We start from the raw sequence: 20,675 nt of genomic DNA, 5'->3' as shown, positions 1-20,675 counted from the left end.
GCCTCGCCCTGCCGGCGGACGGCTCGCTGCTTCTTCTTGCACCACGAGTGGGCCGACGACACCTGTTCCATTGCCGACGAGCAGAAGTTTGCGCGGGTCGTGTATGTGCCGGTCGGCACCAACACCGCAACAGCGGAGGAGCCCGACCACGACGAGGAGATGTTCTGCAATATGACGCTCGACTTCGTCGGCCGGGAGTACGACCTCTTCGCCACGATCAACGCGGAACTGCCCAGCTGGATCGACGGTGCGGATCCGCTCCGGCGCCATGCGATGACGGTACGAAGCCGGAGGCCGCATCATCCCGCGAATGACCGAGGTGGCCACATGGCCGCATACGACCAGCGGAGGTCCGTCGGCTGTCTCGACCCCGGCGAGAGCATCACGCCGCCGCGAGCATCGTGATCGTCACGAGGATGAGCAGGCCAAGGTAGGACCGGGCGTACAGGTGGTCGGGTATACGCGGGGGACGGCGGCGCAGCGCGACGATGACCGGGATCGCACCGGCGAGCAGGCATGCGGCCGCGATCGGGTCGATGAAACCGATGAGGTGGGCGCCCGCGACCGGGCCGGCAGGCAGGGAGACGAGGGCAGCTGGTACCGCGATGACGAGGGCGAGCGGGTTGGCGAGCGCGGTCGCCGCGTGCATGGAGTGCCCGGCGCGGCGGAGCATCGGGACGGTCATGACGCTGCCGCCCACCCCGAGGAACGCCGCGACCGCGCCGATCGGCGCGCCTAGGGCGGCGGGAATCGGCCGCGGGCCGCACGGCACGGCCTCGCCCGGTGCGCGCGGGCGGAGGAACCCGGGGCGTACCAGCAGGTCTGCGATCGTCAGCACGAGATACCCGACGAAGGCCCACCGGGTCAGGCAGGATGGCACGAACCGCGTCAGGAGCGCGCCGGCCGCCCCGCCGATCGCGAGCAGCACGAGCAGGACACCGCGGCCGCGCAGCGCCGCCAAAAGGTTCCGGCGGGTGACGGCCGTGGCCAATCCCGCGTTCACCACCATCACGAGGGCCGACGTCGCCGTGGCCACCCGCATCACCCGGAGCCTCTATATCGAGCCGGGCGCCGTCCCATGGTGGCCCGCCGTCTGTACGGTCGCGGACGTCACTCCGCTGCTCCGCGAGCTCCTCCTCGCCGCCGTCGCGTTCCCCGCCGAGTACGGCCTGGCCGGCAGGGAGGGCAGCATCGCCGCCCTGCTCCTCCACGAGATCGCCGCGCTCACCCCTCTCCCACTGCACGTCGCCCTTCCCGCCCCCGCCGACCTTGCCGCCCTCTGCCGGGCCTACCTCGCCGCCCCCGACGCCGGGGTGACCAACACCGAATGGGCCGCCCACCTGTCCACCAGCGAACGCGCCTTCACCCGCCGTTTCCGCCGCGAAACCGGCCTTAGCCCCGCCGTTTGGCGCACTCGCGCCCGCCTTCTCGCTGCGGTCCCTCTCCTGCGCACCGCCACCGCCACCGAGGTCGCCGCCCGCCTCCGCTACGCCTCACCCGCCGCGTTCACCACCGCCTTCACCCGCGCCTTCGGCCAGCCGCCGTCCCGCTTCACCGGGGCGTAACGCGCACTTTGCAGCGTCTGGCGCTCGACCAGCAGCGATACCGAGACTGGGCAGAGGCGGAACATCAGTGCCGACCTGACCGGGGCGCTCGTGTACGGCGCCAAGGTCGACGGGGCCGACCTGAACGGAATCAAGATCGAGCCGCAGGAGGCCAGGACGTTGATAGGCCGACCGGTCCCCGAGGGCGCACCATCCGCCCGTTGCCGCTGATGCGCCCTTCAATGAAGCATGGGGCTTCCGGCTGAGCGTGTCATGCCAACCGGTGCGCATGCCCGGGGGCAGAAGCGGATGCTCGGTACGCCGGTCAGTGTCGCGATGGGCGGTTCGCATACAACTGATCGGCGCGCCTCACGATCAGCGGCCGGTCACGCCATCGATGAGTTCCCGCAGGATGTCGGCGTGCCCCGCGTGCCTGACGGTTTCGCTCGTCATGTGGGCAAGCACCCAGCGAAGCGTGAGGGGCGCGTCGTCCACCGGGTGGGCGGTGCGGACGTCGAGGCCCTCGGCCGCACGGATGTGCGCGTCGCTCTCGGCGATCGCGGTCCGGTAGTCGGCGATGACCTGATCTGCAGACCGGTCCGGCGCGACCACCATGTCAAAGTCGACATCGGCGTACCGCGGGTCGCCGGCCAGCGTGTATCCGAACCAGTACCGCTCGGCGTCGGTCAGGTGCTGAACCAGCCCCAGCAGCGTCGTGTCGGACACGACCAAGCGGCGCCGCAGCTGCTCCTCGTCCAATCCGTCGACCTTCTTCAGCACACACGACCGGGCGAAGGACAGAAACGCCAGTGCCGTGTCCAGCGCGTCGCCGTCGTTGAGCGGCACGCGTTCGCGTTGCGACTCGAGCATGGGTCCGACCTTACGTCTCGGACGGTGTACTACGGACAGCAGCATGGACGGCCCTGCGGGGAACCTGGCGGAACACCCCTCCTACCTCTGCACGAGTTGAACCGGGCGGGCGATCCTTAATCTCACGAATCCCTGGACGACGCGCCAGAGGCGTTCGCTCATCGGCTACTTGTTCACTTGAGTCACGGCTGATCCGGCAGGGTTGGTCGAGGTGCTCGGCGGGACGCTCTCTCATCGGCGGCACATCATGTCGTCACTCGTCGTTACTCTGTTTCGCCACACTCTTCCTGCTGGTTCCCGGTCGGCGTATTGCCCTTCGCATGGCGGCCGCGTCCCGTCGTGTTCACGTGCTTCCCCTGGACGGCCAGTGAGTTGTACTTCTTCACTGCCGCACGCAGGCCCCAACCGATCCGGACCAGTTGCTTCACCGTCGCAGTGATCTTCGGGAACGGGGTCGCGGTGTCGGGGAGTTGCGAGGTGAAGTTCCCAGCGCTGTCGTACGCCGACCTGCCCGTGCTGATCGCCTCAACGATCCGGGGGATCCGTCCCGCGCGGTTGAACAGGTCGTACGCGTTCTCATGCTGGCCGATGTAATCGGGCGGCTGGCTGCCCTCCGGGAGTTCGTTCTGGTTGTGGACGAGCACGTCGGTGCCGCCGGCGTCTGCGAAGTACGTGTGAGTGCCGGCCACCGTGAGGTTTCGGACCTCGGCGTGCCGCACGGTGTGCACGTCGATTGCGCTGACCTGGACACGGGCACCCGACGCCGTCTGGAGCCACATGCCGGGCCGCAGCCGCGCCGCATCGACCCAGGCGCCGAGGTCCGTGACCCAGAACGGGTGGTTGTCCGTCGCGGTCAGGGAACGGGTTCCGTGCCTGGTGGCGACGGTGATCGTGACCAGGCGCTTGGTGCCCTCGCCGGTGATCACCGTGTCGACACGGCGTGCCGTCGTGCGGCCCGTCGCCGGATCGACGGTGCGGACCTTGTCGCCGGCCCGCACCTCCTTGATCGGCTTGCGCGTACCGTCGGCCATCAGGATCTTTGTGCCGTCGGTGAGGCTGTTCGGCGTGCACGGCTCGGTGTCGTCCGGCTTGGTGCCCATCGGGTCGGTGAGGTCCGTTGGGGCGTCGAACACGTACGTGTACAGGTCGGTGTCACCGGACGCCATGCCCAGCGGATCGGCGCTGGTGAACCGCCCGTCGGCCGGGCTGTAGTAGCGGGCGCGGTAGTAGTACAGGCCCGTTTCATCGTCCTCGCGGCCGGTGAAGCGGAACGGGTTGCCGTTGTCGTCGCCGCGGACCGTGGTGGCGCCGAACGGTTCGTAGGTGTAACTCGACTGCACGGCGCCCTGGTCGTCGGTGAGCGCGACCGTGCTGCCGAGCGCGTCGGTCAGGTATGTATCCGACGGCCGGTACACCTCGGGCTTGGCGGACGAGCCGGAGTCTTCCTCGGCGGCCGACCGCGAGTAATACTGGTCGATGCCGCCGGACAGCAGATTCCACGCCTGCCCGCCGGTCTGCTCCTGCACCGGGTTGACGCCGTCGTACAGGTACGTCGTGGCCTGATCGCCAACGGTTTTGCCGATGCGGCGGCCGAACGCGTCGTAGCGGAACGATGCCGTGCGCCCCTGCCCCTTCAGGACGGTGAGCAGGCCGCGCGCGTCCCACGTGTACGAGGTCGCGCCGGCGCGCGTGAGGTTGCCGTCGCGGTCATAGGTGAACCCGGTGGTGCCCTGCTGGGTGAGCTGGTCGGCCGCATCGTAGCCTGCCTGCACCGAGCGCGGGACCGTGGTGCGCGCGTACGATCCGCTCAGCTCGGCGACGCTGCCGCCGGCGTCGTATCCGTACGCCAGGGCGCCGAGGCTGCCGTTGCCGTGCCGGTAGTCGATGCCGGTGACCTGGTCGGCGCTGTCGTAGCGGTACGTCTGGGAAACACCGCCGGGCAGTGATTCAGCGATGAGCCGGGCGGCGCCGTCGTACCGCAGACCGACCTTGTCGTCACCCTGAGCGACTCCGGTCAGGTCTCCGGCGGGGTCGTGACTGTAGGTGATCTTCGGTTGGCCGCTGACCGTCATGCCGGTCCGCTGGTCCGCGGCGTCGTACTCGTAGGAGATCGTGCCCTGGCCGCTCGTGGTCCGGGTCATCCGGTCAAGCCCGTCGTAGGCGAAGGTGATCGCCCCGGTGCGGGAGTCGTTCACCTTGATCAGCCGGTCCCCGGCGTCATAGCCGCGTGTGACCGTGCCGCCGTCGCCGCGGTAGGCCGTCGTGACCAGGCGGTCGAGCGCATCGTAGGCGTACGTGGTGCCTCGGCCGCTCGCGGCCGTCAGCTTGGTCAGATTGCCGCCGCGGTCGTAGGCGTACCGCGTCGTCCGCTTCAGCGGATCGGTCTGCGCCGTGAGCCGGTCCGTCCGGTCGTACGCGTAGCGGGTGACGGAGCCGCGTGGGTCGGTCGACAACGTGATGTTGCCGTTGCCGTCGTAGCCGAACGACGTCGCGTGGCCGAGCGGGTCGGTGAGCCGCACCAGGTGATCGGCCGCGTCGTACGCGCTGGTCGTGGTGGCGCCCGCGAGGTCGGTCTGGAACAGCACCCGCCCGGCCGCGTCGGTGAACATCCGCGCGGTGCGGCCCAGTGGGTCGGTGACGGCCGTCGGGTCACCCATGGTGTACGCCACCCGTGTCGTGTGCCCGAGTCCGTCGGTGACGGAGGTGACCTGGCCGGCCGCGTTCGCGGTGAAGCGGGTCGTCCGGCCGGATGCGTCCCGCATGGCGCGTAGATCGCCCTGCGTCCCGTACGTGAACCGCGTCGTGTGCCCGGCCGGGTCGGTCATGGATGTGGGCTGGTCGTACGGTCCGTACGTGAAGGTGGTCGCGCGGGCGTTGGCCGTGCCGGCCAGGCGGGTGATCTTGGTGACGTCGCCGTCGGCGTCGTACGCCAGGTCGGTGCGGTGACCGAGTGCGTCGGTGATGGTGGTCGGGCGGTCGGTCGGGGGGTCCAGAGTCAGCTTGACGGTCTGCGCCTGGTCGGTGCCGTACGCGGAGGTGTCGCTGGTCACGGCGCCGTCGGCGTTGAACGTGACGCGGCGGACGTGGCCGCGCGGGTCGGTGACGCGGGTCGCGGTGATGTCGCCCTTGTCGCTGGTGCTGTAGGCGAAGGTGTACGTGCCGCCGTCGGCGGCCTCCTGCTTGGCCACCCGGCCCGCGCTGTCGTAGGTGTTGCGCAGGTACGTCGTGCCGCGCGGATCGGTGATCGAGGTCAGCCGGCCTTTGGCGTCGTAGCCGTTTTTGGTGACGCCGCCACGCGGGTTCGTCACCGACGCGAGCAGGCCGTCGGCGTTGTAGGCGTACCGGACGATACGGCCGGTGTTGTCGGCCGCCGTCGTGATCCGCCACTTGTCGGGGTCGCCGCCGACGTTCTCGTGAGTGTACGCGAGCCACTTGCCGTTCGGGGAGGTGACCTGCGCTGTCGCGCCCCGCTCGCGGCGGTTGCCGTCGGTGTCGATCTTCGCGGGGTCACGGGTGACGGTTGTGGTGTTGCCGTACGGGTCGCGGATCGCGCGCAGCGGGCCCTCGTCGTTGAAGACCAGGTCGGTGCCTTTGGTCTCGCGCAGCGTCCAGCCGTTGCCGTTCCAGGCCATGGTGGCGTTCTGGAACTCCCCGGAGCCGGGCGCGGCGCGGTACACGACGGTCTCGAACTGGTCGAGGCCGACGTCGGGCGGTGCCTGCGTGGTGATCAGGTCGAACCGGACCCTGCCGCCGTCGGGGCGGATCAGGTACGCGGTGTTGTATTGCGTGTCGAAACCGGTGGCCCACAGGTACAGGCCGTCGTCGAAGTTGCCGCCCGCGCCGAACGCGTGGATGGACGCGTCGTCCTGCCGGTAGGTGCGGTGCACCGCGATCGGCTGCGTGTCCGGCAGCGACAGGTCGGTGTGCTGGTCGATGAGCAGGCCGGTGGCCAGGTCGACCGGATCGCCGTCGCCGGCCGGGTTCGGCGACTGCGGTGGGCCGCCGGGCGGCGCGCCGGTGCCGCCCGGCGGCAGGATCATCGCGCCGGTGAACTGGTAAACGCGCACGCCCTTGTCGGGCACGACCTGCGTCCCGTCCGAGGTCACCGTGCCGTGGCCGTAGATGTACCAGCCGCGGCCCTTCGGGTCGTACTGGGTGAATGGCACGCGGGTGCCCGGCCACAGATGCCAGTAGTTCGGGTAGATGATGCGCGCGCCCGAGGGGAACAGGTACGCCCCGCCCGGCTGGATCGTGTAGTAGATCGGCACCGGGCTGTTCTTTGGCAGCGGGAACGGCGTGCGGTCCACCGGGATCGCGGTGATCCCCACCTTGTGAACGATCTTGCCGGAGGAGTCCCGGATCACGGTGCCCTTCGGGATGTGCACCTCGAGGCCCGGGATGCGCGGCGTGCGCAGCACCGTTTCTTTGCTCGCCGGCGAGGTGATCCGCTGTTCGTGGGCGGTGTCGAGGAGCGGCATCCAGATCGTCTGGGGCAGCGGTGTGGTGGTGCGGGGGGCGAGGTTCACCGCCTCGTCGAACACCCCGTACGACCGGCCCTTCCGGTCCGCGCTGCTGCCGTCGATGTGTAGTACCTGGCGTCCGGCGGGGGCGCCGCGCAGCAGGAACGTGCCGTCGGCGCCGGTCGTGGTGTGCGCGTCGCCGACACTGAGGGTCACGTCGGGCAGCGGGTCGCCGTTCAGCGTGAGCGCGCGCCCGGACACTGCCGTCACGCCGGGCGCCGTCTGCAGGCTGACGGGCGTGTCCATGGGTGCGCGGCCCCAGCCGGTCGTCCATGGTCCGCCGCTCAGGCTCGCCTTGGCAGGCTGCCACTCCTGCGTTTTCGGTTTGCCGCCCGCCACGGTGGCGGTCGCGCGAGGCGCCACGTTTGTACGGGCACCGGTGGCCGGGGAGTTCTCCGGTTTCGCCCCGGCGGCGCTGCGGGTCAACGTGACGGTCGCCGAGCCGGTGGTGCCGCGCGGGTCGACGACCACCTCGTACGGCAGCTTCTCGTAGCCGGGGATCGGCTGCGGCAGCGCGGGCAGCACGAGCTGGTCGCCGTCGCCGCCGGCGAACGATACGCCCCACGGCAGGTACACGGTGAGCGCCGGGTGACGGGCGAACGTGCTACCGGCGACGTGCAGCGTCAGGGTGTCGCCGGGCGAGCCGGTGAACTGCAGCAGCGAGCTCTGTCCCGGCTTGTCCGCGGTGACCTTGGTGCCGCCTCCGACGGTCAGCGTGCCGACCTGCGTGATACGGGCGACGCGCACCCTGACCGAACTGGTCTCGCCACGGTACGGGCCGACGATCAGCCGGTGCGTGCCGGTCGCATGCGGGATGAACGGGATGCCGCCGCTGCCCGCCGGCAGCAGCACGCGGTCGCGCACGTTCTCCCCGTAAGGCCCGGTCACCCGGGTGAAGACACCGAAGTCCTTGCCGCTCGCCGGGTCGGAGTAGCCGACCGATAGCGGCTGATTCTTCGTGGCCGGGAACGTCAGCTCGGTGAACTGGCCAGGGCGCAGCGCCCGCACGGTCCTGGCGCCGCCGATGTCGATCGTGCCGGTGGCGCGGGTCGACAGCGTGACCGTGGCCGAGCCGTGCCCGGTGCCGTCGGGATCCAGCACCAGCAGGTAGTCACCAGTGACCGGAACGGCCTGCGGGAACGGGTACCCGGCGTCGCCGACGAACCAGCCCGGCGGTACGAAGTCCTCGACGAACGCCGGCTTGCCGTCCTCGCGCGTGTACATGTAGCCGGGCGGGCGGTCGTACTGCTCACGGCCGAAGCCCGCACCATACGGGTCGTACGCCGGCGCCCACAGCTGCGTCTTGATCGTCGAATGGGTAATGCCGAGGTCGAGCTTCTGCCCACGCACGGCGTGGAACCGCAGTAGCGCGATCTTGCCGACGCCGATGCTCACCCGCTTGCTCGCGCCGTTGACCGTGATCGTCCCGGTGGACTGGACGTCCGCGGCCGTGTACGCGCCGGGCTTCGGGAAGATCGTGCGCGGCACCGGGAAGAACGCCTGCGCGCTGGCTGCCGTCCCGCCCGGCGTTTGCACGAAGACCGGGCCCGCGCCGGCCGCGTCAGGCACCGTGACCCGCAGGGTGCGGGACGTGGCGGAGGCGACGCGGGCACGAGTGTGGCCGAACGTGACGACGTCGTGCGCCGCATCGGCGAACCCGCTACCCGTGATCGTGACCGTGTCGCCCCGGTCGCCGACGGTGCGAGACAGCTTCGTGACGCTCGGGCGCGGCTGGACGGCGGCAACCGTGAACCGGTCGTACGCGGTCGCGGTGGCGCCGTGCGCCCGTACGGTGACCGCGCCCTCGCGTGCCCCCCTCGGCACCGTCACGGTGAGACTCGACGCGGACGCGGCGGTCACGGCGGCGCGCGCGCCGGCGAAGGTGACCGTGTTCTGCTTCGGCGAGGCCGCGAACCCGGTGCCGGTGATCACCACGCGCGCGCCCGGCGCGGCCCGCTCCGGCACGACGCTCAGCACGGACGTCTTCGACGTCGGGTAGCGGTGGATCGCGGTGAGGTTCCCGGAGGCGTCGTAGTCGTATCGCGCCGTGTCCCCGTGCGCGGCGCTGACCCCGGTCAGCCGCCCGGCCGCGTCGTGGGCGTAACGCACCGGCCCGACCGCGCCGGCCGGTTTCGCCGATGCGGGCCGCGCGCCCACCGGCGCCGCGGGCAACAGCGCCGCCGCGAACGTGGCGACCACCCCCGGGATCGCCCACCTGGTCGTTCGGCGTGTGGTGCGCAGTACCTGCCCCGTCGCCACGGTCCCTCCTCGCCCGAAATGCCCCGACCGAATAGGAAACCCTGCCGCGCCCGAGATCCGCAGCACAGTTCAGGACGGCCTTAAACAACCAGGTCAGCGAGTCGCGGTGGTGCAGAGGATCGCCACGCGGGTGGAGGCGAGCACCATGGCGATGGCCCGTCGGGAACTCTCATTACCACCGCGCCCACATCGCCGAGACGGCTACGGATGCACCGCCGCAGCCGTTGCTCACGTGTGACTGAGCGCTTCAGCTGGCGGGCATCGCCATTCCGGGTGCTGCGCTACCGGGCCAGGATGTGGTGGGCTGGAGCCTGGTCGCGATCATTGGCACCGGGCGGGGTTGGTGTCGATATGCGCGAGTCGGCTGCTTGGGCGGGATCAGGCTGGTGATCGGTGTGGGTCCGAACGGGTCCGGGGTGGGCTTCGAGGTCACGGTCGGGAACGGCGGGTCCCCGGTGATCCTGCATGTTCCGCATGGATCCCGGGCTTTGACCGCTCATGCTCGTGAGGCGATCCTGCTCGATGACGCCGCGTTGTCCAGCGAGTTGGATCACATGACCGACGCGCACACCGGGCTCATCGCCACTCGTGCCGCCAAGGGCGCCGACCTGGCCCCGTGGGTGTTCAGTAACCGGCTGTCCCGGCTGGTCATCGACCCCGAGCGGTTCCCGGACGAGCGCGAGGAAATGCGAGCGGTGGGCATGGGCGCGGTGTACCTGTGCACCTCGCACGGTGCGAGGCTGCGTGCCGAGGATCCGGACCACATCGAGGATCTGCTTGCTCGGCACTACCGCCCTTACGCCGAAGCCATGGCCGCTTTGGTGGATGCCCGCGTGGCCGCGACGGGCCACGCGGTGATCCTTGACGTGCATTCCTATCCCAGCCGCGCCTTGCCGTATGAGTTGCATGTGACAGGCGACCGGCCTGCCATTTGTCTGGGTGTCGACACCTTTCACACTCCCGGCTGGCTGCATGAGGCCGCGGTGGAGGCGTTCTCGTGCTTCGACGACCTTGGCGTGAATACCCCCTTCGCCGGTAGTTACGTCCCGCTCAAGCATTACCGGCAGGCCAAGGCGGTAATGGCACTGATGATCGAGATCCGCCGAGACCTCTACATGACCGAACCCGGAGGAGCCCCGGGCGAGGGCATCACAGCGGTCGTGCACGCAATCACGAACCTTGTCGACGCGGTGGTCACAACCGGGCGCCGCCGCTGAACGGGCCTCTGTACCCGCTCATGCCGTCCTGCCCCGCCGCCGCTGTAGGTTCCGCGGTCCTGTGAGCACTCGCAGGCCCGTGCCACGAGGGCGGTTAGGTGCGGCCGTGGAGCTCAAGGCTCCCATCATCACTGCCGTCGCGGCCGCCCCTGTCAGTACGATGAGCAAGACAATCATGGGCCGCTTCGGCGGACGCCAAGACCGGCTGACCGGTTGACCGGCGTCCGGACCGACCGCGGTGGAAGGACCTGGCACCGAGATATCAGGTGGGTTCCCGGTGTCCCGTGCGTCGGCGGGTGCTGCTGCCGGCAGTCCGGCGCTTCGCTCATTGACGAACTGAAGGTCGTCGGAGGAATGGGCGGGCGTGAGCATCGGGGTTCGGCATCTGGGCCCTCGCCCCCGCAGCCGCCCCTACCATCGCGGCGTCTCATGCCTGGTCTGCTACCGCCGGCGACCGGCCCGCTGCCGGGCGCCGAGCGGATTCCGCTGTCAAGGCCATGGCAGTGGACGACCCGGTCGGCGGTGGCGGTGGCGGCCCCAGCGTCGGCGTCAACTTCAACATCGACCTCGGCCAGCTCGCCAAGTCGATCCAAAGCTGGGCGAAGTCCTCCACCACCCAGCAGGAGATGGTCGAGAACGCCGCCAACACAGCGTGGTACGCCGGTCATCAGCACTACAACGTGATCGCCCCAACCCGGCCAATCTCGCGACGATCGTGACGTATGCAAGTCTCCCGAAGGCGAGCGGGTTCGTCTACTGCAACGGCCATCTGCAGTCGTTGCTCATTGAGCCCGGATTTTGCCCATCCGGTGCTCATGATCATCCGAATTGCTCACGGATCCGCAGATCCTAGAGGGGGGCAGGCGGCCTGCCTGCTGCGGTCAGTGTCTTTGCCGGGGTGCTGGTGGCGTGGACTCGGCGCCGTACCGGCAAGGTCACCGTGACGATCAGCCGGGGCGGCGAGCGGGAGCTTTCCCTTACCGCCGACCACGTCCGTGGGCTGACCGCAGACCAGGTGGCCGGGCTGCGATCTGGTCGGGTGCGGTGGTCCGGCAGAGTCGCGGGCAGATATTGGGCATCGTGTTCTGCCCCTCGCCAGTGAGTATCGGGTCATTCAGAGCAGGGTGAGTTGTTCGGGTTCGGGAGGCCGGGTGGGGGAGGGCGCGGGGGTGGGAGTGCGGCGGGCGTTACGTCGTCCGCCGATGCCGTGCTTGTCGGCGAGGTCTTTGACGCGTTGGGTGATGCGGTGCTGGTAGTCCTTCGGGGCGTAGGCACCGCGGCCGTACAGGCGGGCGTAGGGCGCGACGAGCTCAGGGTGGTGCTCGCGGAGCCAGGCCGTGAACCATTCGCGGGCGCCGGGGCGTAGGTGCAGGACAATGGCGGAGACGGAGGTGGCGCCGGTTTCGGCGATCCGGCGTACGGCCGCTTCCAGTTGGCGTGGGCCGTCGGTGAGGTAGGGGACGATCGGTCCCATGAGCACGCCGCATCCGATGCCGTGCTCGTTGAGTGTCGTGCAGACCTCGAGGCGTTTGAGCGGGCTGGGTGTGCCCGGCTCGAGCAGCCGCCACAGCTCCCTGTCGACGAAGCCCACGGACACCGCCGCACCGACCTCGGTGCGGTCGGCGGCCTCCTCCAGCAGCGGCAGGTCGCGCAGGATCAGCGAGCCCTTGGTCAGAATCGAGAACGGGTTCGCGGCGTCCCGTAGCGCCTCGATGATGCCCGGCATCAACTGGTAGCGGCCCTCCGCCCGCTGGTAGCAGTCGACGTTGGTGCCCATCGCGATGTGCTCACCGGCCCACTTCGGTGCGGCGAGCTCCCGGCGCACCAGCTCAGGAGCGTTCACCTTCACGACGATCTGCGAGTCGAAATCCCGGCCCGAGTCGAAATCCAGGTATTCATGCGTGCGGCGGGCGAAGCAGTTGTGTGAAACGACGCCGTTGGCGATGAAGTCTCCGGTCCCGGTGGTGATGTCGTACATCGGCAGGTCCAGGCCGGTCGCTTCAACGGACGTCACACCGAGCCGGGCGCTCGTCTTGATCGCGAGACCTTCGATGTTCTGCTTCCGCGTAATCGCCGGATCCACCGTATGGAAGAAGCGGAGCCGCTCAGCGATGCCGCCCAGGAGCCGGATCACAGTATTCGGCAGGCCCACAGCATTCTTCGGCTGCTCAACCCTGTATTCGAACCCCAGATGCTCGAGGCCTTCCGCGATGTGCCTGATGATTTCCTGGTCGGTATTCGATATTCGGAGAACACCGGTCGAGCAGCTTCCCTCTGCATCGAAAATTCCGGCAAGAAAACCTTTATGCCACTCCGTCGTTGCCTCCGTGGGCCATGCGATGATCCGCCTGATGGCCGCGTTACCCGCCGTGCTCTGGTTGCGGATGGCACTGAGATAGGAGTACGAGCCGAGTTGACCGTCGCCTCGGATCATCCCGCACAGGTAACCGGCACGGTAATCCGCGTCCTTCTTAGGCGGCTCGGCGAACGATCCGACGCCCATCAGCTTGTTGTTGCGCGTCAGGTGCGGACGTCGACCGGCGCCGCGCTCGGTGCCCGTGACGTACTTCCAGCCGCGATCGCTCAGGAACCTGTGATCGCCGCTCGCGATCAACTCCGTCCCGTCCTCGAGGCGGATCCGGTATGCGGGCTTGATAGTGCTCCAGTGTGCGAGCACCTTGGTGGCGACATAGCGGCGGTGACTTCCGACCACCTCGGTGCCGTACACCTCGTCGCCGGCGCGGATGTCGCGAAGCGGCTTCGTGCGCCCGTCCGCCATCAGGATCGGGGTCTCGCCGGACAGGCAGTACACACATGCATGGCTGCAGCCCCGGTAGGGGTTGATGGTCCACCGGAACGGCACGCGGGAGGCGCCAGGGACCTGGTTGATGATCGACTTGGCTCTGATCTCGTGGAAGGTGATCCCGCGGAATTCGGGCGTGTCGATCGTCACGGGGCTTCCGAACAGTCCCGGCTCCTCGCCGTCCAGCGACAACGCATCCCAACGCATGCCCCCACCCTAGAACATGTGTTCGATGATCGCCCATCGGCTCGGCGGCTGCTTCTCACCGTGGCGCCTGCCGTGGGTGGACGGCGGCTCCGGCCCGGGCGTTGACCCGCTCACCTGCGGTCGGTGAGTGCGTAGGCGACGGCCTGGTCGATGGAGAGCCTGGTGCCCTCCTCGAAGGCCTTGCCGAAGGTCTCGTCTCCCAGCGCGACGCGGGCGCGCCGCTCACAGAGCCGGTGGCCGGCGGCCAGATGCCGCTGGGTCAGGGGAGCGGCGGTGAAACGCCAGATCGCGTGGGCGCAGCCGAGCAATCGGGCGGCGCGTTCCGGATTACGCTCGGCGGCGTCCCAGGCGAGGACTTCCAAGCAGTGGGCGATGCCCCACCCGTCGATGTAGGGGGAGACCCGCAGCCTCTCCCGGACCAGCTCGATCGCCCGTTCGCGGTCGCCGATGAGCCACTGGGCGATCCCGTACAGCCCCAGCGAACGTGCGCGGGTCAACGGAGCGCCGGCCGTTTCCGCGGTCTCCAGGGATTGCTCGCCGAAGGCAAGGGAACGGTCCGCGTCGCCGAGAAGCGCGGTGGCGTAGGTCAGGTAACGGAGGGTCATCCATACGTCCGCGCGGTCGTCGAGGGCCCGCAGCCGGGCGAGTGCGTCCTCGAAGAAGGTCACGGCGCGGTGCAGGTCGTCGCAGAAGAACGCGTGAATGCCGCGGAGCATGACGACATGGGCTCGGGCCGGCTCGTCATCCAGGCGTTCGGCGAGCGCGAGGCACTGGTCGATCCGCGACAGCCCCGCGTCCCATTCGGCCAGGAGGAGAGCCGTCCATCCGTCGATCCAGAGGGCCTTGGCGCGGGCCGGGCTCGGCTCCGGGTTGAGGGTCAGCGCCCGATCGAGCCAGTACCGTCCCTCGCGATGGCGGACCGACATGGTCCAGTAGTGCCGCAGGGAACCGGCGATCCGTAGCCCGGCGTCCGCCTCGCCGGGCTCGCTCAGGCAGAACTCCAGCGCGGCTCGTACGTTGGCGTAATCGCGCTGCAGCAGGTCGAACCCCTCGACCTCTCCCGGGCTCAGGAACTGACGCTCCGCCTGCCGGGCCACCTCGGCGAAGTGGTCGCGGTGACGCGTCCGCACCGCCGTGCCCTCGCCGGACCGAGCCAGGCGCTGGGCGCCGTACTCGCGGATCGCCTCCAGCATCCGGTAGCGGGAGACGTCCTCGGACGTCGTACGGGTCAGCACGGACTTGTCCAGCAGCCCGTCCACGAGCGCGAACATGTCCACGCTCTCGATTCCGGAACCGGAACAGACCTGTTCGGCGTCGTCGAGGTCGAAGCCGCCGCTGAAGACCGACGCTCGCGCCCACAACCGCTGTTCGGGCGCGGAACACAGGTGGAAACTCCAGTCGATCGCCGACCGCAGGGTCTGTAGCCGTGGCATGGTCACCTGCGCGCCCGCGCCCAGGACTTCCAGAGAGTGCTCTTCCAGGCGGGTCAGGATCGCCTCGACGGGCATGGCCCGCACCCGTACCGCGGCGAGCTCGATCGCCAGTGGGATGCCGTCCAGGCGCCGGCAGATCCCGGCCACCGTCGTACGGTTGTCGTCGGTGATGGCGAAGCCCGGGAGCGCGATCGCCGCGCGTTCGGCGAACAACCGCACTGCGTCATCGCGCGCCGGCGGCTGCTCTTCCTGCGGCACCGGCAGCGGCGCCAACTCCACCAGCCACTCCCCGGTCACGCGCAGCGCCTGCCGGCTGGTCGCCAGGATCCGTACCTGGGGCGCGGCCCGCAGGAGATCGGTGGCCAGGCACGCGCAGACGTCCACCAGATGCTCGCAGTTGTCCAGTATCAGCAGCAGATTCTTATCCGCCAGGAACCACGCGAGGGCCTCCGGCGCGGCGGACCTCGACTCGCCGGGCATCCCGACCGCGTCCCCGATCGCCCGGGCCAGGAATCGCCCGTCCGCGAGTGCGGCGAGCTCCACCAGGCGTACACCGTCGGTGAACCTGCGTCTCAGCTGCCCCGCCGCCCGTTGAGCGAGCCGTGTCTTGCCGACCCCCGGCCCGCCGGTCACGGTCACCAGCCGGTTGCGCTGGAGCAGCCGCTTGATGTCGCCGATCTCACGCCTGCGCCCCACGAAACTGGTCAGCTCCACGGGAAGGTTCCCCGCCGATGACATCGAGTCCGGACCGGCCATGGCGGCTCACCGCCCCTCCGCCACGGTCCAGGCCGCGATCTGGACCCGGGAGGTGAAGCCGAGCTTGGTGAGGATGTGCTCGACGTGGCCTTCGACGGTGCGCTGAGCGATCATCAGGTTGGCGGCGATCTCCTTGTTGCTCATGCCCTGGGAGATGAGTTCGGCGATCTGGGTTTCGCGGTGCGTGAGGGGTGACAGGCGGCGAGCTTGTGGTTCCGGCACGTGAGGCGTCTCTTCCAGCGCGTCCGCGAGTAGGTCGGCGTACGACATCGCCGTCCCTCGCGCGAAGGAAGAGCGGTAGGCGGCGGGGCCGAGGGCGGAGCGTACCTGTGTCTCACACTCGTCGTGGAAGCCCCGCAGGTAGAGGAACGGCTCGCCGCCGAACGAACGCCACAGTCCGTCCAGCGCGCCGAGGAGGGTGGCGGCCCTCTCGGTCTGTCCGTCGGTGGCGGCGACCCAGGCGAGTACCTCCAGGGCGCGGGCCAGGGCCATGGGGTCATCGAACGGCAGGGCGAGCCGGATGCTCTCCCTTTCCGCCGCGACGGCTCCGGTGGTGTCGCCGGATCGCCAGCGCAGGATGCCGAGCACCCAGAGCAGGTTCGAGGTGAGGGTACGCACACCGTTGCGTTCGCACCATTGGAGTCCCTCCCGGCAGTGGTCGATCCCCGCCTCGATGTCCATGGTGAGCACCGCCAGGATCGCCATCCGGATCAGGGTGAGCACCACGGCGGGCTCGTCGTCCAGGGCGCGGTGGACCGAGAGCGCCTGCCGATACAGGGATCCGCACTCGGCGAGCCTGCCGTCGTTCATGTCGGCGTAGGCGGTGAGCTGGGCGACCCAGGCGCTGCCGCTCTCGTCGTGCAGCCTTTCGGCCAGCGCACCGCTTTCCTTCAACAGCAGGCGCGCGGTGCTCAGCTCTCCCTGCAGGAGCGCGAGCCAGGCATCGGCCCACAGGGCCCGCACGCGCGTGCGGGTCGGGCGGGTGTCGAGCGAGAGCGCCTGGTCCAGCCAGCGACGCCCCTCGCCGTGGAGGCCCGTCACCTGCCAGTAGTAGCTCAGGCCGGCGGCCATCCGCTGCGCGGTCTCCACCCGATCGGGGTCGGTCAGGCCGTGCTCCAGCGCGATGCGGAGGTTGGCGTGGTCCTGGCGAAGCCGGGAGAACAGGGTCAGCTGGTCGGCCCCGAACGAGCCTTCTGCCACCTGCTGAGCCAGACGCCGATACCAATCCCAGTGCCGTCTCTGCACCTCATCGGTGTCACCGGACTCGGCGAGGCGGCCGAGGCCGAACTCGCGCAGCGTTTCCAGCATCCGATAGCGGCTTCGGCCTCGGCTCTCCTCTCGAGACAGCACGGATTTGTCGATCAGTCCGCTCAGCGCCTCGAGCACCGTGTCCGGATCCAGGTCGCCGTCCGAGCAGACCGCTTCCGCGGCCTCCAGCTCGAAGCCGTCCCTGAACATGGAGCACCGTGCCCAGACGCGCTGCTCCGGCGGAGTGCACAGCTGGAAACTCCAGTCGACGAGCGAGTAGAGGGTCCGCTGGCGGGGAGGGACGCCAGGCCATCCGGCCTGCAGCCGGAAGCGGTCCAGCCTGTGCAGCAGTTCCTGCGGCGACATGGCACGGAGCCGGACCGCCGCGAGCTCGATGGAGAGGGGGATCCCCTCCAACTGCCGGCAGATCTCGCTCAGCAACGCGCCGTTGCTCTCGTCGACGGTGAATCCCGCGCTCACCAGCGCCGCCCGGTCGACGAGAAGCCGTACGCTGTCGTACTTGGCGAGGGACTTCGGCGAGACCGGCGGACCGTCCCGGTCCGGGAGCGACAACGGTGGCAGCGGGACGGTCCGTTCTCCGGCGACCCCGAGTGCCTCTCGGCTGGTGGCGAGTATCCGCACCTCCTGAGTCCGCCGTAGTACGGCGGTGACGAACGATGCGCAGGCGTCGAGCAGGTGCTCGCAGTTGTCCAGCACGAGGAGCAGGCGTTCGTCCTCCAGACGGGCCACGAGCGCCGGCAAGTCCCACTCGCCGGCCTCGTCTCGTAGCCCGAGGGCGGCCGTGACCGTGTGGAGGAGCAGGTCAGGGTTCTGGATCCGGTCCAGGGCGACCATCCGGACCCCGTCAGGGAAGCGTCTGCTCAGATCTTCCGCGACCTGGAGGGCGAGACGGGTCTTCCCGACACCCCCGACGCCGGTCAGTGTCAGCAGCCGGTGAGCCGCGAGCTGGCCCTTGACGTGCGCCAGTTCGTCCCGCCGACCGATGAAGGTCGTCAGATGCTGAGGAAGGTTGCTTCGATGGCCTCGGCCCCCCGAATCTGCCCGGCCCATGTCGCAATCATAGGCTTGCCGGATAGTGCCCAGTCCGTACGTGAACTGCGGAAACGTCGATAAGGCGGTGGGCGCCACGTGGCCGGTCCGGAGTGATCGGCCCTGCGGCGGGAGGATGGTGATGAAACCCGCGGCGTACCTCGACGAGTCGGCCGCCGCCGAGGATTACTCGCTCCACCGGGTACCGGTCTCGGCCCGTTACTCCTGGTGGTCGGTGGCGACCCAGCGGTTCGGCCAGCTCTCCGCGCTCTCCCAGTTCCTGCTCGGGGTGACATTGGGGCTGGGGATGACCTTCTGGCGAGCCGTGCTCGCGATCGCTCTGGGCTCGGTGCTGCTGGAGATCGTCTCGATCTTCGTCGGTATCGCCGGAACGCGGGAGGGCCTGTCGACGTCCGTGCTCGCGCGCTGGACGGGATTCGGCAACAAGGGCTCCGCGATCGTCGGCCTGACGATCGCGGTCAGCTTGATCGGCTGGTTCGGTGTGCAGAACGCGGTGTTCGCCGAAGGGCTGCATTCACTGCTGGGCGGTCCGTCCGTGGAGGCCTGGTCGCTCATCGGCGGCCTGGGCGTCACCGCGATCGTGATCTTCGGCTTCAACGGTATGGCCTGGGCGGCGTACGTCACGGTGCCCGCGTTCGTCGCCCTGGCCGTCTGGGCGGTCGGGCGCCAGTTGGTCAGGTTCTCGCTGCATGACCTCATCTGGTCCCAGCCGGTCGGCAGGCCACTCTCGCTCGCGGCCGGTGCCACGCTCGTCGCCGGTGGGTTCATCGTCGGAGCCGTGATGACGCCGGACATGACCCGCTACAACCGCACCGTGGGGGACGTCGTCAGGCAGACCCTGGTCGGGATCACTGTGGGGGAGTTCTTCATCGGACTCATCGGTGTGCTGCTGGCCCACGCACTGCACACCGTCGACGTCGTCGCGATCATCACGACGACGAGCGGCCTCTGGGGCACCGTCGTCCTGACCGCATCCGTCTTGAAGATCAACGACTGGAACCTGTACTCCTCCACGCTCGGGCTGGTCAACGTCATCGACGTCCTGGCCGGCCGGTGCGTCAGCCGCCGTCTGCTGACGGTCCTGATCGGCGTCTTGGGGTCGGCTCTGTCGGCGACCGGGCTCCTGCATCACTTCATCGGCTTCCTCACCATCCTCGGCATCCTGATCCCGCCGGTGGCCGGCATCATGATCGCGGAGTACTACGTGGTCCGTACCTGGCGCGCGGAACTGGACTCGTCCCGGAGCCGAGGACGTCTTCCCGCCGACGCTCCCGAGTGGGTTCCGGCGAGCCTGATCTCCTGGGCCGGCGCCGGTGCCGCCGGCTACTTCATCCACGTGGGGATCCCCGCCCTCAACGCGCTCGTCGTGGCCTTCGCCGGCCATATCGCCCTCAGCAGGATGGGCCGGACGCTGCCAAGAGCGCGAGTTCGCGAAGCGCGGGACGCATCGTCTCGACGGTGACACCGGCGCCGCTGCCAGGTGGGCATGCCGCGGACGCGGTGAAAGATTCTCGGCGCGAAGGTAAGCGGATCGGGCGCTCGAAGCGTGTAGCGGGTGTGAAGCAGCTGGAGTTCCAGGAGTTCTATCGAGCCAGCCGGGACGTCTGTCTACGGGCGGTTCTGGCCGGTGTGGGCGATCGGCAGCTGGCCGAGGACCTGGTCGCCGAGGCGTTCACGCGGGCCTGGGCGTCGTGGCACCGCGTCAGCCGGCATCCCGCGCCGACCGCCTGGGTCGTGCGTACGGCGCTCAACACCAAGGTCTCGTGGTGGCGTCGCCGGCGGCGGGAGGTCGCGCTGGAGCGCGACCACGAGGTCGCCGACGTCTCGGCCGGTGAGGCGGGCCTGGATCCCGCGCTGCTCGCCGTGCTGCGCCGGCTGCCGCAACGGCAGCGGGAGGTGATCGCGTTCCGGGTCTTCCTCGACCTCGACACCCGGGCCACCGCCGAGATCCTCGGCATCGCCCCGGGAACCGTCACCGCCCACCTGTCGCGGGCCGTGACGGCGCTTCGCGGCCATCTCATCACCGTCGACGACCGGGAGGTCGGATCGTGAGCAGTCAGGACAGGGAAACCTCAGCGGTGCTGGACGCGCTGAAGGGTTCGTTCGAGCAGGTCAGCATGCACACCCCGGTCGAGCGGATCGTGGCGGCGGGGCGCGTACGGCGCCGTCGGCGCGGCCTCGTCGGCGTCGCGGCGGGCGCCACGGCGGTGGCCGGCCTCGCGCTCGGAGTGCCGGCGCTCAGCCACCCGTCGACCGCGCCGCCCCAGGCGAGGCTCACCACCGGCGCCGGCTCGGTGCACATCCGCACCGCCGCGTTCACCCTGGACAGCGACGGCCACGGCACCGTCCGCGTGACCTGGGACAAGGCGCGGTACTTCCAGGACCACCAGGGCCTCGAACGGGCCCTGCGCCAGGCGGGCTTCCCGGTGATCGTCAAGGAGGGCGTCTTCTGCAAGGGACCGCAGGACGACGGACGCCTCGACCCCAGCGGTGACGGGCCCGGCGTCCGCCGCGTCATGACGGGGGAGCGGCGGAGCGACGGCAAGGTCACCCTCGTCTTCGACCGCGCGGCGATGCCCGCCGGGAAACAGCTCTTCATCGGCTATCTCACCCCGTCGCAGCTGGTCGTCACGCACGGACGGCCGGGCTCCGTCGAGCGCCTGGTCCCGGTGGGGGTCCCGCTGACCTGCACGACCCAGGCACCGCCGCCGGGACACCCCGGGGATTGAGCCCGCCGGGGCATCGCG

14 protein-coding genes are annotated in these 20,675 nt (G+C 69.5%); 8 read left to right on the top strand and 6 right to left on the bottom strand.

Features of this window, described 5'->3' with window-relative positions:
• Positions 1–36: 36 nt before the first annotated feature.
• Positions 37–405, top strand: coding sequence for a hypothetical protein (locus AB0I04_RS21260; protein WP_360886976.1), 369 nt, complete (start codon positions 37–39; stop codon positions 403–405).
• On the opposite strand, the gene AB0I04_RS21255 is transcribed toward AB0I04_RS21260, so the two are convergent.
• Positions 383–1,003 carry a sulfite exporter TauE/SafE family protein gene (locus AB0I04_RS21255; RefSeq protein WP_360886855.1) on the bottom strand — a complete coding sequence of 207 codons (621 nt, stop codon included), beginning with the start codon at positions 1,001–1,003 and terminating at the stop codon, positions 383–385. The genes AB0I04_RS21260 and AB0I04_RS21255 overlap by 23 nt on opposite strands.
• On the opposite strand from AB0I04_RS21255, the gene AB0I04_RS21250 reads away from it, so the two are divergent.
• Positions 984–1,565 (top strand): AraC family transcriptional regulator, encoded by a 582-nt coding sequence (locus AB0I04_RS21250; protein ID WP_360886854.1) that lies wholly within the window; start codon positions 984–986, stop codon positions 1,563–1,565. The genes AB0I04_RS21255 and AB0I04_RS21250 overlap by 20 nt on opposite strands.
• Positions 1,566–1,919: 354 nt before the next feature.
• Here the strand turns inward: AB0I04_RS21250 and AB0I04_RS21245 are convergent, their stop codons facing one another.
• Positions 1,920–2,414, bottom strand: coding sequence for a DinB family protein (locus AB0I04_RS21245; RefSeq protein WP_360886852.1), 495 nt, complete (start codon positions 2,412–2,414; stop codon positions 1,920–1,922).
• Positions 2,415–2,677: 263 nt separating this feature from the next.
• Positions 2,678–9,193: an RHS repeat-associated core domain-containing protein gene (locus AB0I04_RS21240; RefSeq protein WP_360886850.1), complete on the bottom strand. Its 6,516-nt coding sequence runs from the start codon at positions 9,191–9,193 to the stop codon at positions 2,678–2,680.
• Between the two features lie 386 nt (positions 9,194–9,579).
• On the opposite strand from AB0I04_RS21240, the gene AB0I04_RS21235 reads away from it, so the two are divergent.
• The 3 genes from AB0I04_RS21235 to AB0I04_RS21225 all read left to right on the top strand — a co-directional run bounded on the left by AB0I04_RS21235 (position 9,580) and on the right by AB0I04_RS21225 (position 11,512).
• Positions 9,580–10,410, top strand: a complete 831-nt coding sequence (locus AB0I04_RS21235) for an N-formylglutamate amidohydrolase (RefSeq protein WP_360886848.1) — start codon at positions 9,580–9,582, stop codon at positions 10,408–10,410.
• A 497-nt stretch (positions 10,411–10,907) separates the two neighbouring features.
• On the top strand, positions 10,908–11,129 hold the full coding sequence (locus AB0I04_RS21230) for a hypothetical protein (RefSeq protein ID WP_360886846.1): 222 nt from the start codon (positions 10,908–10,910) through the stop codon (positions 11,127–11,129).
• Positions 11,130–11,278: 149 nt separating this feature from the next.
• On the top strand, positions 11,279–11,512 hold the full coding sequence (locus AB0I04_RS21225) for a hypothetical protein (RefSeq protein ID WP_360886971.1): 234 nt from the start codon (positions 11,279–11,281) through the stop codon (positions 11,510–11,512).
• Between the two features lie 12 nt (positions 11,513–11,524).
• Here AB0I04_RS21225 and AB0I04_RS21220 read toward each other — a convergent pair whose 3' ends face one another.
• The 3 genes from AB0I04_RS21220 to AB0I04_RS21210 all read right to left on the bottom strand — a co-directional run bounded on the left by AB0I04_RS21220 (position 11,525) and on the right by AB0I04_RS21210 (position 17,928).
• Entirely contained in the window at positions 11,525–13,420 is a 1,896-nt protein-coding gene (locus tag AB0I04_RS21220) for an intein-containing Rv2578c family radical SAM protein (protein WP_360886844.1), read from the bottom strand.
• A 110-nt stretch (positions 13,421–13,530) separates the two neighbouring features.
• A complete protein-coding gene (locus AB0I04_RS21215) occupies positions 13,531–15,567 on the bottom strand; it encodes an AAA family ATPase (RefSeq protein ID WP_360886842.1) in 2,037 nt (678 codons plus the stop codon).
• 48 nt (positions 15,568–15,615) lie between these two features.
• The gene (locus tag AB0I04_RS21210) at positions 15,616–17,928 is read right to left on the bottom strand and encodes a LuxR C-terminal-related transcriptional regulator (RefSeq protein ID WP_360886840.1); all 2,313 of its coding nucleotides are present in this window, start codon (positions 17,926–17,928) and stop codon (positions 15,616–15,618) included.
• Positions 17,929–18,049: 121 nt separating this feature from the next.
• Between AB0I04_RS21210 and AB0I04_RS21205 the strand changes: the two genes are divergently transcribed.
• The 3 genes from AB0I04_RS21205 (at position 18,050) to AB0I04_RS21195 (ending at position 20,657) form a co-directional block, all read left to right on the top strand.
• Positions 18,050–19,390, top strand: a complete 1,341-nt coding sequence (locus tag AB0I04_RS21205) for a cytosine permease (RefSeq protein ID WP_360886838.1) — start codon at positions 18,050–18,052, stop codon at positions 19,388–19,390.
• 95 nt (positions 19,391–19,485) lie between these two features.
• Positions 19,486–19,980, top strand: a complete 495-nt coding sequence (locus AB0I04_RS21200) for a sigma-70 family RNA polymerase sigma factor (RefSeq protein ID WP_360886837.1) — start codon at positions 19,486–19,488, stop codon at positions 19,978–19,980.
• The gene (locus AB0I04_RS21195) at positions 19,977–20,657 is read left to right on the top strand and encodes a hypothetical protein (RefSeq protein ID WP_360886835.1); all 681 of its coding nucleotides are present in this window, start codon (positions 19,977–19,979) and stop codon (positions 20,655–20,657) included. The genes AB0I04_RS21200 and AB0I04_RS21195 overlap by 4 nt, the downstream gene beginning before the upstream one ends.
• Positions 20,658–20,675: the final 18 nt, after the last annotated feature.

Source organism: Actinoallomurus sp. NPDC050550 (assembly GCF_040655075.1).
Taxonomy (GTDB): Bacteria; Actinomycetota; Actinomycetes; order Streptosporangiales; family Streptosporangiaceae; genus Actinoallomurus.
Note: the sequence above shows the minus strand (reverse complement) of the source record. Positions and strands in the feature narration are given on the sequence as shown.

Excerpts from the sequence above, each read along its gene's own strand:
- AB0I04_RS21245 (WP_360886852.1), bottom strand. The coding sequence starts at position 2,414 with ATGCTCGAGTCGCAACGCGAACGCGTGCCGCTCAACGACGGCGACGCG.
- AB0I04_RS21230 (WP_360886846.1), top strand. The coding sequence starts at position 10,908 with ATGGCAGTGGACGACCCGGTCGGCGGTGGCGGTGGCGGCCCCAGCGTC.
- AB0I04_RS21220 (WP_360886844.1), bottom strand. The coding sequence starts at position 13,420 with ATGCGTTGGGATGCGTTGTCGCTGGACGGCGAGGAGCCGGGACTGTTC.
- AB0I04_RS21210 (WP_360886840.1), bottom strand. The coding sequence starts at position 17,928 with ATGGGCCGGGCAGATTCGGGGGGCCGAGGCCATCGAAGCAACCTTCCT.
- AB0I04_RS21205 (WP_360886838.1), top strand. The coding sequence starts at position 18,050 with ATGAAACCCGCGGCGTACCTCGACGAGTCGGCCGCCGCCGAGGATTAC.